Source organism: Mycolicibacterium fluoranthenivorans, assembly GCF_011758805.1.
GTDB classification, from domain to species: domain Bacteria; phylum Actinomycetota; class Actinomycetes; order Mycobacteriales; family Mycobacteriaceae; genus Mycobacterium; species Mycobacterium fluoranthenivorans.
This window is the reverse complement of sequence record NZ_JAANOW010000001.1, coordinates 229,772-241,888: the sequence shown is the minus strand read 5'-3', so window position 1 is coordinate 241,888 and position 12,117 is coordinate 229,772. Positions and strand designations below refer to the sequence as shown.

The window sequence follows — 12,117 nt, the reverse complement described above, 5'->3', positions numbered from 1 at the left end:
TCCATGTGAAGGTTTAGCGTCCACTCTATGACGCATCCACACCTCGTCGCCGACCCCGACATCATCGCGACCGGAACCGGCGCGCCGCTCGTGCTCGCCCACGGTGCGGGAGGCAGCGTCGGCGCCAACTTCGGGCAGGTGATCGAGGCCTTGTCGGACACCCGCACGCTCGTCGGCCTGAACTATCCGGGCTCGGGCGCAACACCCGAGGCCCCAAATACATTGGACGTGAACGTTCTCGCCGATTCGTTGGTGCGGGCGGCCGTGGACGCCGGGTTCGAGAAGTTCCCCCTTCTCGGCTTGTCACTGGGGACGGCCGTTGCGGTGACGGCCGCGGTCCGTCACCCGGATCGGGTGACCGGACTGCTGCTCACCGTCGGATTCGCCCAGCCCGACCAACAGCTCCGGCTCGTCGTCGACACGTGGACCGCGCTGGCGGCGCGTGATGATCGCCGGGCGCTGGCCGGTTATCTGGTGAGTCTGTCGTCCCCTGCGGTGCTCGGCGAGTTCGACCGGCAAGCCGCCGATACCGCCATCGCGGCGACGCTGGAGAACTACCCCGCCGGCGGCGCGGACCAGGCGCGGTTGGCGGCCTCGGTCGACACCGTCGCAGCGTGCCACCAAATCGGCATACCCACAGTGGTTTTCGTCGGCGGCCAGGACCGTATCGTGCTGCCGCAGACGACACGTCAGTTGGCCGAGGCGATACCGGGCGCGACGCTGATCGAGTACGCCACGGCCGGGCACATCTTCACGCCTCCCGAGGCATCCGTCTGGATCGACGACATTCGCGAGTTCCTGCGCGATCACGAGTTGTGAGCGTCTGCCTCAGGTGACGCGCGGCCCGCGCGTGAGTGCACCGGCATTCCAGCACGGACGGGCGTACCCTCCCACCGTGCACGTCGACATGATCACCACCACCGTGGCGCTGGGCTGAGCCGTGAGCACACACCTCGCTGTCCTGGCCACACTCGCGCTGGCCATCCTGTTCAGCCCCGAGACGCTGGTGTTGGGATTGATCGTCGCCAGCGACAAGAAGGTGCCCAGGCAGGCGTCATTCGCCTTCGCGGTCGGCGCCATCGCCGGTATCGCGTTCGCCACCGGCATCGGCGTGGTGATCGCCCACCTGACCGGGGGCGCGTCCGCCGCGCACCACAACTCGTGGCCGGGCTTCCTGGTCCGTGTCATGATCGCCGTCGCCCTGCTGGTGATCGGTATCTACCGGGCGGTCGCCGCGGTGCGGCACAAGCCGATCGCCGACGTGTCCGAACCCGACCACCAGCCGAGCCGGCTGCGGACCCGAGTCACCGAGCGCTTCCCGGCGCTGGCGCGCCAGCTGAACCCGCAAGCCGACCTGCCGGTACGCCAACGGATCACGCGGGCAGCGATGGCTGGGTTCGCCGTCTGCGGGCTGCACCCGAAGGTCTTCCCGATCGCCATCGCCGCCGGGCATCAACTGCTGGAGATCAGCGACCGCTCCGAACGAACCCTGGGCATTGTGGTGTTCGCCGTGATCGCGGTGGTCCCCGCGCTGGCGCCGGCGGTGATCGAGCTGGTCAGCCCAGGCGCGTCCGCGCGCATCAAGGACGGCTACGAGCGGCTCATGAAGGTTCACGGGCGCTGGATCATCGCGGTCCTGCTGCTGGCCGCTGCGGCGTTCGTGGGCCATAACGCGTTCGAGCACCTGCCGAGGAGCTGACGGGGTGCGCCCGGCGGACGCTGATCAGTCGCGGTAGACATACCCGAGCAGTAGCCTGCTCAGTTCGTCGACGAATCTGTCCGCGGGAATCGGCGGCCGATCGACGGTGTAACGGATGGTCAACTGAGTGGCGGTGTGCACCACGAACCATGTCGTGGTATCCAGGTCGTGGCGTCGAAGCCGGTCCTGGTTGGCGAGCAGTTGATGGTAGACGAGGTCACGTGCCCGTTCCAGCAGGACGCCCAGCCTGTCGGCCTCGCCGAATCGGGGTACCTGTTCGACAGCGATTCGTAGCAGATCCGCCTGCGGGGCAAGCGCATCCACCAAAGTAGTCAGTGCCGCTCGGGTGCCGTCTTCGGCTGATCGCCCCGCCATGGTTCGGAAGACCGCCGAAACGTTCACACTGATCTCCTCGGCAAGCCGATCCACGACGGCCGAGGTGATGGCGTCCTTGTCGCTGAAGTACTGATAGAGCGAACCAGGGCTCACACCCGCGGCGCGGGCGATGCGATTGGTAGACGCGCCGTCGTACCCATACGCGATCAAGACGCGAGCGGCAGCCTCGAGAATGCGGTCCACCATCGCGCGCGAGCGCTCCTGCCGGGGCAGTTTGCGCGGGCCAGAGCGTACGACGGACATCCACGAAGTGTGGCACAAGACACGAATTGAAGACGAGCTATCGCTCACGTTTGACTGACACCATGGCCAACGTCATCGCAACGGCAGACGAAGAACTGCACCCGCCCGGCGCCGCAGCGCACTGGCAGGAGAGTTACTACTTCAATTGGGTGGATACCACCGGTGCGGCGTTGGGCTTTGCCCGCCTGGGCTATCGGTTCGCCCAGCGCCAGGCCGACGCAGTCGTCATCACCATGCGCGGGGGCCGACGAGAACTGGTCTACGGTGCCGTCGACCAACCGATCGATGGTGACCCGATGGCCTTCCGCAGTGCCGACGGCCTGACCGTCGGCCGCCTGACCTTGCGCTGCACCGAGCCCCTGCGGCGATGGCGGATCACCCTGGACGGACGAGACGAGATCGATCTGACGTGGACAGCGCTGGCACCAGCGTTCGACTTCGGCCACAACGGCACCGAGGTCATCGCGCACCGGCATTTCGAGCACCCCGGCACGGTGTCCGGCCGGTCGGTGATCCGCGGCCGGGAACACCAGATCCGTGGCTTCGGCACCCGCGATAAATCCTGGGGTCCGCGGGATTGGGGCAATATCGCCGGCTGGGACTGGATCTCGGCGCAGTTCGGCGCCGACCTGGCCTTCACCGTCACCCAGACCACCGTCGACGGCCAACTCGCGCAATCCGGTTTCCTCAGCCGCGCCGGCCGATCATGCGCAGTGGCCGGCTTCGACCTGCGCTACGTCTCCCCGGGGACACACAGTGCCCGGGACGCCGAGATCACGATCGTCGACGACGAGGGGACCTCGATCGAGGTCACCGCACGCGGGATCAGTCAGGTCCCGTTGTTCAAGAGTGGGCTGCTCCTGCGCGAAACACATGCCCGGTTCGAGGCCCGCCTCCAGGACGGTTCGCACCTGCCAGGTGCGGGCGTCCTCGAACACACCTGGCACGCAGGACGGCGCGAGCTGCTCACCAATCTGCCCGCCCTGCTCCCTGTCGTCAAAGACGCTGTCGTTTCGAGGTTCCGGTGATCGTTGCACTCTCCCCCGATACTGATATCGCCGTCGAGAACATCGGCGGCAAGGCAGCAGGCCTGGTTCGGCTCCTGGCTGCAGGGCTACCCGTGCCGGAGGCGTGGTGCATCCCCGCGGACATCTCACTGGACCCGGTCACCCGGACCGCCTGCCTCGACGAGGGCCTCGCGCGCTGGTGGAATGAAGTCGAGACGCTGTTCGGCGGAGCACCCTGGGCGGTACGTAGCTCGGCCGTCGCCGAGGATCTGGCCGACGCCTCCTTCGCCGGGGTGTACGAGACCGTCCTTGGTGTCGATTCCCTGGACGGTCTGCGAGAAGCGGTGCACACCTGCTGGGCATCCTTCGACGACACCCGCGCCCACACCTACCGGGACAACCTAGCAAAGACGAATGCCGACGGAATCGCACTGATCCTGCAACGAATGATCAGCCCGGACACCGCCGGAGTGCTTTTGACCGCAAACCCGTTGCGGCCGTTCGCTGCCGAGATCGTCATCGATGCCGCATGGGGTCTGGGCGAAACGGTGGTATCGGGCCGGACAGACCCGGACAACTTCGTCCTCGACCGCGCCAGCGGTGTCATCCGCAGCCGCGCACTCGGCGCCAAGGCCCTGGAAGCGGTGTGGGACCGCGGCGTGCACGAACGCGATGTCGATCACGCGCGGCGTCGCGAATTCTGTTTGACGACAGCCGAACTACGCACGCTGCACGATCTTGCGACGGTCGTCACCGAGCGCATCGGCCCGCGCCGCGACCTCGAGTGGGCCATCGCGGACGGACGCCCGTTCGTCCTGCAGGATCGGCCGATCACCAACCTCCCGAGCGAAGAGCCCGTCGATGTGTGGTCACGACGTTTCGGGGACGAGTACCTGTCCGACTGCACCCTGCCACTGCCCGAAGATCTGATGCTGCCCTGGATCATCGAGATGAGCATGAAGGAGATGGCCGGCCTGCAGGGACGCCGCGATATGGCCGGGATGGCGCCGGTGCGCCTACACCACGGTTACGCGTACTTCAGCGGTGCGTACTTCGTCGAAGGCCTGCGGATGCTGCCGCGCTCGATGCGGTCCAACGCCGCCGACCAGTGGTTCCCACCGCTGGTGCTGGACCGGGTTCGGGCCGCCGCATGGGATCCGCGGCTGCTGGCCGGGTTCGCCCTGGCCCCGTGGCGCGATCGCCGGCGCAGCGGCCTCAAGAACAACCTTGTTGCACTCGAAAAGCACTGCGCAACAATCGAGAAAGATATCGTCCCGAAACTCGACCAGGACTACGGCACGCTCAGCGAGCACCAGTGGCGCCGCCAGTACGACGAGGTCAACGCGCTCGGCGAGGAACACTTTCGGACCGTGCGCTGGGGCATGACCCTCTACAACAGCTTTCTGCACGGCCTTCTGCAACAGCTGCTGCAACGCTGGTGCGCCGACACCTCGGGCGAGCTCTACCAGAACGTCATCAGCGGACTGGACGACACCAAGACCGCCACCATCAACACCGAGATCACCGGACTCGCCCACACCGCGCTCGACGATGCCGAGCTCACCACCCTGGTGCGCAGCGGCGCGGCCTACGACCATGTCCGCCGCCACACCGCGGACGCGCGGTTCTGGCAAGGCTATGACGACTTCCTGCTGCGACACGGACATAGATCCGACAGCCGCGACATCGCGCGGCCCCGCTGGCGGGAGCAGCCGCACCTGATAATCGAACTCGTTCGGGCGCAGCTTCGCGCCACCGACACCGCCGCCGACCGCCTGCAATCGACTTCGTCGCGACAACGTCGGCATACCGCGGAAGCCGACGCACTGGCCAGGCTCGGCAACGGTCCACTGGCGCAGCTGCGCAAGCCGATGCTGATGCACCTGATGGCATTGGTCCAGGACTACACGCGCTACCGCGAGAACCAGCGCTACCACCTCGACTACCTGCTCACCCACCTGAGATCCCTGGTCCTCGAACAGGCGAAACGTCTTGTTCGCCAGGGTGTACTGCACGACCCCGATGATGTGTTCCTGCTGCGCGGCGAGGAATTCTTCGCCATACTCGACGGCCGCGCGGCACCTGCCGAGCTGGCCGACACCCTCAATGCGCGGCGCGCGGAGTTCGCGCGCAATTCCGCCCGACTGCCGGCGACCTACCTGTACGACGACATCGAAACCGAGGTCGACACCGAACCCTCCGATCAGCACCCGGACCTGCCCGACGGCGCGATCGGCGGGACCGCGTTCTGCCACGGGCGGGCAACCGGACCGGCCCGGGTGGTGCACACCCTGGCCGACCTGGGAAAGGTCGAAGCCGGCGACATCCTGGTTGCCCCCAACATTGACCCCGGGTGGACCAGCGTCTTCCCACTGCTGTCCGGGCTCGTCGTCGAAACCGGCGGCAAGCTCAGCCACGGTGCGATCCTGTCCCGCGAGTACGGCATACCGGCCGTCGGCGGTATCACCGGAGCCACGAAGACCATCGTCGACCGGGCCCAGATCACCGTGGACGGACGCACCGGATCGGTCAGCCTCTGACCCGCGTGTCGGGTCGTGCGGCGGAGCCGTCGGCCCAACAGTTGCACGAGGTTCGCGCTCGGGAAGCGCTCCCACTCATCAGTAGTCGGCGAACACGAAATCATCTGCGGCCGTATGCGCGCGCTTCGCGGCGCTCGGCCCGAATTGGCTCTGCACCGTCTGGCTCGCCACGAGTCGCTGCGCCAGGTGCGTCAGGCCGATCCCAGCCCGGCTTTTCGGGTGCATCAGGCGGATGCGGCGTGGAGTCAGCTGCTTCTGCGCCGCCTCGACGTAGGGGCGCACCAGCCTTTCGTAGGCGGCGAAAGCCTGCGAGTGATCTGCGGTCCGGTTGATCTCGCCGGCAAGGACATACGCCGCGACCAGCGCCAGGGCCGTACCTTTGCCCGTGAACGGCGTCGGGCAGAAGGCGGCATCACCCAGCAGCACGAACCGTCCCTGTGACCACGCCGACGCTTGCACCTGGCTCATCGGCCCGAAGTAGAAATCGTCAACCGCCTCCAAATCCGCAGTGATGCGATCAGCGATCGCGCCCCGGCCCTCAAGGGCTCGGCGTAGCAATGCCTTTCGCATCGTGGGCGTGTCCTCGGTGATGGCGTGGTCACGCCTGAGAAAGGTGACGAGGACCGTGGTTTCGTCCTCGTTGCCCGGCCGCAGGGTGATGAATGTGCCGCCGATGCCGTTCACCGAATGAGCCCACCCGTCATCTTCTTCGCGTCGGGGAATCTTGAAGAACGCCATACAGGCGCCCAAGTAGCGAAAGCTGGTGTGCGCGGCCATCACCCTGTCCCTGGTCGACGAATTCATCCCTTCCGCACAGATGACCAGCTCGAAATCCTCGGTCTCGCCGTTGTCGAAGGTGGCCGCTATGCAGCCGGCCTTCTCTTCCAGCGCGGTGACGAATCTCCCGAAGCTGTACTCACAGTGGTCCTTTGTGGATTCGAAGAGGACCTGAGCGAAATCTCCCCGCAGGATCTCGAAGTCGTTCGTCAGCGTTCCCAGCGCACCCTTGGGCAGAACGGCGATCACCTTGCCGTCGGCATCGAGATACTTCTGGCCGCGTTCCTGAGTGTTCTTGGCTTCGATCTGGTCGGAGAGCGCCATCATCTCGATGACGTGTTGACCCGCGCCCTTGATATCGACGTTCTGACCACCGTCCCGCAGAGCTTTTGCTCTTTCGACGATGACGGTGGCGTAGCCGTACTTGTGCAGCCAGTAGGCGCACGTCGGACCGGCGACGCCACTGCCGCAGATCAGGATCTTCTTCGTCGTGTGCATGCATCCTCGCCTATTTCGGGTTCGTCCTTGCAACGCGTTCCGCGTGCCTTCCACTGTCGGCTCCGCCGGTTGTGCTGCCAACCGACAAATGGACACGTGATATCGAAAAGTCGCCAACTCGGGACTACCCGAGTCGAGAGCGCAGCTACTGACCGCCGCGAAGACCGGCTTGATAGCGACCCGGGGTTTGACCGACGACGGCGGTGAACGCCTCGATGAAACTCGTCGGGTTGGACCACCCACAGGCGATCGCGGTGTCGGTGACGGACCGACCGTTGGTGAGCTCGATCAAGGCGTGGTGGATGCGCAAGATCGTGCGCCAGCGGTGAAAACTCATCCCGAACTCGTCACGGAACAGTCGGCTCAGGGTGCGCCCGCTCGCACCCGCGGTCCGTCCCAGCTCGGTCAGAGTCTCGCTCCGGGCGGGGTCGGCGCGCAGCAGCTCAGTAACGACGCGCAGCCGGTCGTCGCGCGGTTCGGGCAGGTGCAGGGACTGATCGGGGGCCTCGACGAGCTCGTCGATCACCACCGCGCGCAGCCGTTGGTAGGCACCGGAGCTCGCGTCTTGCCGTTCGGTCAGCGTGAGGAGGGCCTCGCGCAGGAGGGGATTCACCGCGAACACGCCGGGGTGTGCCACGAGAGCGCCGCACAGCGGCTCCGGAATGACGACCAACCGGACATCGGTGCGGCCGTAGAAGCGATGCGAGTGCTCGAATCCCGGCGGCGTCCACGTCACCCGGTTGGCCGGCGCGACCCAGGTGCCCCGCTCGGTCGTGGTGGCCAAGACACCGGAGGCCGGATACACCAGTTGGCCATCGCGGTGCGAATGAACGTCGATGTGGAAGCCGTGGGCAAGCCAGCCTGCACCGTGCGATATCTCCGCGGGGCGCGTCGGAGGCGTTGTCACGCTTGGCGACTTTCCAGCATCAGCCGTCACATTACCGGTGGCGTCCCGCTGCGCGGGTTCCACCACGCGTCCGTCGGTCGCGGTAGCACAGTGATGAATTCCGTGCCCGAATGCGAGGTGGGAGTTGTTCGATTGCGCTCGGCATCAACGCCGGTCGCCACGCAGCAGACTGAGCTGGACAGGATCGCGCAACAAAGCCAAAACGCCCTTGGCGATCATAGTGACCGAGTCCAGCTTCAGGATGTCAGTCATTGGCCCTCCGCAATGGCGGCCCGCGAAGACGATCTCGGGATGAACGTCATGACGGGAATGGACCTGGCCTTGGCGCCCGCGACCTCCTCATACTTGGCATAGGGACCCGGTGCGCCTTTGGCACGAGCAAAAAGGCGATCGCGCTCTTCGCCGTAAACCTCCTCAGCGACGAACTGTCCTCTGATCCCCCGGCCATACAGTTCGACGATCGGGTTCGCCTTGACGTTGTGATACCAGGCGGGATTTCGGGCCGAGCCAAAATTGGAGGGGATCAACACGACTCGGCCTTGGTCGGTGAAGTACACCACCGCATTGGTCCGACTGATGCCCGTTCTGGCGCCGACGTGGCTCACAAGTACGGCGGGAAAGGGCCATACGCACGAGACCCTCCCGCCGGTGAGCCGCATCAGCGTCGGGTCGATGCGGGCGCCGAGGTCCCGGACAAACCGCAGGCCCAGCGACGAGACGGCCACCTGGGCGATGACGCGGTGTGCGAACGAATGGCCAAGGCCGACGTCGGGAATCGACATGTGCACCTCCAAGAGTAGTTGACTCTGGACACGTCACTGGGCCCCAGTTCGGTTCAATACCCAGGGAATTCGCAGCCACGTGGTAGCCGACGATCAGCACGGCCGCGCCCAACCCACACAGTTCACCCCCCTCGGGACGACACTTACCCAAACCACCACCCCCGATACCAGCGCGGCGGCCCGACCACGCGAAGTGACCCGACTACTCGGGGAACACCACCAGGGTGGACACTATGACGTGGCCCTTTCTGCAACAGTGTTCAAAGTCGAACTTGGCGTCTCCGATGTCGATCACGGTTACTACGCCGATCACACACTGACCGTGGCCCGCCATCCCAGTGAGACCGATGAGCGGATGGTCGTGCGGTTGTTGGCGTTTGGGCTGCGCGCACACCGGCTCAGCGACGTCGACGGCGAGTTGGCATTCGGGGCGGGCCTGTCCACCCCCGGCGTACCCGACTTGCGGCTCGCGGACTACACGGGCCGCATCCTGGAGTGGATCAACGTCGGCCAGCCCGACGAACGCGCCTTGAGCAAGGCCACCAGCCGGGCCGACCAAGTGCTGCTGTTCCCGTTCGCCGCCGGCGTGGCCACCTGGTGGCGCACCGTGGGGCCCAAAGTGGCGGGGCTGCCGAACCTCTCGGTCCTACAGATACCGCACGCCCCGGTGCAGCAACTGGCCCAGACTGTCGATCGGCGGGTCTCGGCGCAGGTGATGGTGATGGAAGGTCAGGTGACGATGACCGTGGGCGGTGTCGACGTCACCTTCACGCCCCAACCGTTGGAGTGAACGTCTGCGGCCGAGGTGCTCGTCGATACGGCGAGGTCCCCCTATGCGGATCCGGTCGCGCTACTGACGCCGTCGATCGCCCATCGTCGTGCATGGGCTTCGAGCAACTCAGGGTGGTCGGCGGGCGCTGGCCGCTGGTTCCGTGCGTACACCTTCGCCCGTGACGATGCTTGTCGCGACCCGCTACCGCGATCGAAGCAGGCTTGACCATTCAACCGCCTTCCACCCGGATGAGGTCGGCATCGACACCACCGCGGTCGAGATGCGCATGCAGGAATTGGGGTGTGGTGGGCAGGCTCAGGTGCAGATCCGACCGCATGCTGATCTCGACGCGGGCGCGGGTCATCATGAAGTCCAGCACGTGCCCGCCGCGCGTGTGGTCACGGTCGAGGTAGTGCAGATGGTACCCGGCGACGGTGACACCTGGACTGCCGACCAACTGCTGGCGCACAGGTTCGCAAGCCAGCTCACTCGCGAGTACAAGGTCGACGACGACCTCTACTCGGAGGCCGAAAAGTACTTCGGCTCAGCAACATTGGTCGACCTGGTGGGGCTCTATTTACGCACCTGCTCCCTACTCAACGCCTCGCGTCAGCCATACCGTTCAATGTAGTGCTTCGACTTCAAAGTGTCTTACGGCGTCATTCCCTGGCGACATCGCGCGCCGGTTGCCGCGCCCCGGTGAACCGTTCGGCCAGAAGTTGCACGCGTTCGGCGACGTGGTCGTCACGCAGTCGACCGGTGACGCCGAGGGTGACCGTGCCATGCAGGCACGCCCAGAAGACTTCGGTGAGGGTGTCGACGTCCTGCCCGTCGGCGACGCGACCGACCGCCCGATGCAGCGTCGCGAACGCCGCCGTCAGTTGCGGTGGCGTGTCGTCGGCGCCAAAGTGCAGGGCCGTCGCGCGAGTGAACATCGCCTCGTAGAGCGCGGGGTTGTCGCGAGCGAAACCCAGGTAGGCGTACGCGATCCGGACCAGGACAGCCTCGGCAGCGACTTCAGCGTCCGCGGCGGCGGCGAGGACCTCGGAGAGTTCGGCAAAACCGTCGAGGGCCACAGCGTCGGCGATCTGCTCCATGCCGGCAAAGTGCTTGTAGAGCACAGGCTGACTGTATTCGATTTCGGCGGCCAGCCGGCGGGTGGTCACCGCATCCCAGCCCTCGGCCTCGGCCAGTGTGCGCGCCGTACTGACGATGAGTTGGCGCCGAGCGGACTGCTCGCGCTCACGGCGGTCCTTTGTGGCCACGCCAAATGCTATCACCGCTAGCGGGAATAGCAGCGCTAATGCTACGGTTGAGCGAAGGGTTAGCATTGCTAGCACTTTTCCGCAAAGGAGTGAGAAGTGGATGTGGACCTGCTGATTCATGCCGCTGCGCTGGTCACAGTGCTGGCGGCGTTGCTGATGTGGCTACTGCTCTACACCCGGCTCAGCGCACCCCTCAACCGGCAGCTGACGGCGGCCGCCGAAACCGGCGAGGTGTTACCCAACGGGCGTGCGCTGCAGGTGAAATGGGACTCGTTGATCGACGCGCGTGCAGCCCTGCAGGGTATAGCCGTCGCCGCCTCCTGCGTGGTCCTACTCGCCTGATCACCACCCCGTCACAGGCACCACCTATCCCCTCGTCGCCGCGAAGGAGCCCTTCGCCATGTTTCAGCTGAGGATCTACCGCCTGCGGTCTCCAGAGGCTCTTCGGCGCTACGCAGACGTGCACTGGGCCCGGCACCTGGCCACCTTCGCCGTGTTCGGCGTCACCACCTACGGGGTGTGGACCGAACACACCGACAACGCGAACCGCCTGGTGGCCTTGATCGGCTACCAACCGGCCGCGGATCCCGACGAGATCACCCGCCGCGTCATGGCCAGTCCGGAATTCGCCGCCGACATGGCCGGCTTCGACATCACCGACATCCTCGAGGTCCAGACCACACTGCTCGACCCCACAGCCTTCTCCCCCATCCACTAACCGAACCCCAGGAGCATGAACATGTTCATCACCACCGTCGGATACATCCTCGCCGGTATCCTCGCCGCTGCCATCATTTTCATCGGCGCACGCTTCCTCATCGCGCCCCGCACCGCCGCCGCAGGCTACGGCGTGCTACCCGATCTCGACCGACCCGGCGTCCGTGCCTACCTGAGCGTCAAAGGCATCCGCGACATCACCACCGGATTATTCGTCATCATCCTGATGCTCAGCCACGCAACCCATCTCGTCGGCTGGGTCATGCTGGCCGCGACCCTCATCCCCATCGTCGATGCCGCCATCGTGCTGCGCAGCGGCGGAGCGAAGTCCATCGCCTACGGGGTGCACGGCGGCACCGCGGCGGTCATGCTCATCACCACCGCGCTACTGCTCGCCTCTTGAGCCGTATCACGCCACATGCACCACCGATCTTCGCCACCGATGGGCACGCGAGGACCGAGATGAGAACCGATCTGTTCTCCCCGCCAGTGCCGAGAAAGTTACCGTCACCGC

Annotated in this window: 14 protein-coding genes; 9 read left to right on the top strand and 5 right to left on the bottom strand. The window is 65.8% G+C overall.

The genetic code is table 11. The features are described 5' to 3' along the window. The first annotated feature begins 27 nt into the window (after positions 1–27). Together FHU31_RS01225 and FHU31_RS01220 are read left to right on the top strand one after the other, a co-directional pair. On the top strand, positions 28–819 hold the full coding sequence (locus FHU31_RS01225; protein ID WP_167154860.1) for an alpha/beta fold hydrolase: 792 nt from the start codon (positions 28–30) through the stop codon (positions 817–819). 121 nt (positions 820–940) lie between these two features. Then, complete coding sequence (locus FHU31_RS01220; RefSeq protein ID WP_167154857.1) at positions 941–1,699, top strand: GAP family protein; 759 nt, start codon at positions 941–943, stop codon at positions 1,697–1,699. 24 nt (positions 1,700–1,723) lie between these two features. On the opposite strand, the gene FHU31_RS01215 is transcribed toward FHU31_RS01220, so the two are convergent. Beyond that, positions 1,724–2,338, bottom strand: a complete 615-nt coding sequence (locus tag FHU31_RS01215; protein ID WP_167154854.1) for a TetR/AcrR family transcriptional regulator — start codon at positions 2,336–2,338, stop codon at positions 1,724–1,726. Between the two features lie 62 nt (positions 2,339–2,400). Between FHU31_RS01215 and FHU31_RS01210 the strand changes: the two genes are divergently transcribed. After that, complete coding sequence (locus tag FHU31_RS01210) at positions 2,401–3,366, top strand: DUF7064 domain-containing protein (RefSeq protein ID WP_167154851.1); 966 nt, start codon at positions 2,401–2,403, stop codon at positions 3,364–3,366. Further along, positions 3,363–5,885 carry a PEP/pyruvate-binding domain-containing protein gene (locus FHU31_RS01205; RefSeq protein ID WP_167154848.1) on the top strand — a complete coding sequence of 841 codons (2,523 nt, stop codon included), beginning with the start codon at positions 3,363–3,365 and terminating at the stop codon, positions 5,883–5,885. The genes FHU31_RS01210 and FHU31_RS01205 overlap by 4 nt, the downstream gene beginning before the upstream one ends. 78 nt (positions 5,886–5,963) lie before the next feature. Here the strand turns inward: FHU31_RS01205 and FHU31_RS01200 are convergent, their stop codons facing one another. The 3 genes from FHU31_RS01200 to FHU31_RS01190 form a co-directional block, all read right to left on the bottom strand. Continuing rightward, a complete protein-coding gene (locus FHU31_RS01200) occupies positions 5,964–7,241 on the bottom strand; it encodes an FAD-dependent monooxygenase (RefSeq protein ID WP_167154845.1) in 1,278 nt (425 codons plus the stop codon). A 64-nt stretch (positions 7,242–7,305) separates the two neighbouring features. Beyond that, positions 7,306–8,067: an AraC family transcriptional regulator gene (locus tag FHU31_RS01195; protein WP_263988128.1), complete on the bottom strand. Its 762-nt coding sequence runs from the start codon at positions 8,065–8,067 to the stop codon at positions 7,306–7,308. 248 nt (positions 8,068–8,315) lie between these two features. Next, positions 8,316–8,849 carry a nitroreductase/quinone reductase family protein gene (locus tag FHU31_RS01190; RefSeq protein WP_167154842.1) on the bottom strand — a complete coding sequence of 178 codons (534 nt, stop codon included), beginning with the start codon at positions 8,847–8,849 and terminating at the stop codon, positions 8,316–8,318. Positions 8,850–9,087: 238 nt separating this feature from the next. Between FHU31_RS01190 and FHU31_RS01185 the strand changes: the two genes are divergently transcribed. Beyond that, the gene (locus FHU31_RS01185; RefSeq protein WP_167154839.1) at positions 9,088–9,639 is read left to right on the top strand and encodes a YaeQ family protein; all 552 of its coding nucleotides are present in this window, start codon (positions 9,088–9,090) and stop codon (positions 9,637–9,639) included. A 160-nt stretch (positions 9,640–9,799) separates the two neighbouring features. Then, a complete protein-coding gene (locus FHU31_RS32270; RefSeq protein ID WP_457920359.1) occupies positions 9,800–10,252 on the top strand; it encodes a hypothetical protein in 453 nt (150 codons plus the stop codon). A 28-nt stretch (positions 10,253–10,280) separates the two neighbouring features. Here the strand turns inward: FHU31_RS32270 and FHU31_RS01175 are convergent, their stop codons facing one another. Next, positions 10,281–10,886, bottom strand: coding sequence for a TetR/AcrR family transcriptional regulator (locus FHU31_RS01175; protein ID WP_167154836.1), 606 nt, complete (start codon positions 10,884–10,886; stop codon positions 10,281–10,283). A 96-nt stretch (positions 10,887–10,982) separates the two neighbouring features. Between FHU31_RS01175 and FHU31_RS01170 the strand changes: the two genes are divergently transcribed. The 3 genes from FHU31_RS01170 to FHU31_RS01160 are packed head-to-tail and all read left to right on the top strand — an operon-like array spanning position 10,983 to position 12,006. Beyond that, entirely contained in the window at positions 10,983–11,228 is a 246-nt protein-coding gene (locus FHU31_RS01170; protein ID WP_308206761.1) for a hypothetical protein, read from the top strand. 58 nt (positions 11,229–11,286) lie between these two features. Next, positions 11,287–11,604, top strand: coding sequence for an NIPSNAP family protein (locus FHU31_RS01165; protein ID WP_167154833.1), 318 nt, complete (start codon positions 11,287–11,289; stop codon positions 11,602–11,604). Between the two features lie 21 nt (positions 11,605–11,625). Then, on the top strand, positions 11,626–12,006 hold the full coding sequence (locus tag FHU31_RS01160; protein WP_167154831.1) for a DUF4267 domain-containing protein: 381 nt from the start codon (positions 11,626–11,628) through the stop codon (positions 12,004–12,006). Positions 12,007–12,117: the final 111 nt, after the last annotated feature.

Bases quoted from the DNA above. Each gene is read 5' to 3' on its own strand.
- FHU31_RS01225 (WP_167154860.1), top strand. From the start codon at position 28: ATGACGCATCCACACCTCGTCGCCGACCCCGACATCATCGCGACCGGA.
- FHU31_RS01215 (WP_167154854.1), bottom strand. From the start codon at position 2,338: ATGTCCGTCGTACGCTCTGGCCCGCGCAAACTGCCCCGGCAGGAGCGC.
- FHU31_RS01210 (WP_167154851.1), top strand. From the start codon at position 2,401: ATGGCCAACGTCATCGCAACGGCAGACGAAGAACTGCACCCGCCCGGC.
- FHU31_RS01190 (WP_167154842.1), bottom strand. From the start codon at position 8,849: ATGTCGATTCCCGACGTCGGCCTTGGCCATTCGTTCGCACACCGCGTC.
- FHU31_RS01165 (WP_167154833.1), top strand. From the start codon at position 11,287: ATGTTTCAGCTGAGGATCTACCGCCTGCGGTCTCCAGAGGCTCTTCGG.
- FHU31_RS01160 (WP_167154831.1), top strand. From the start codon at position 11,626: ATGTTCATCACCACCGTCGGATACATCCTCGCCGGTATCCTCGCCGCT.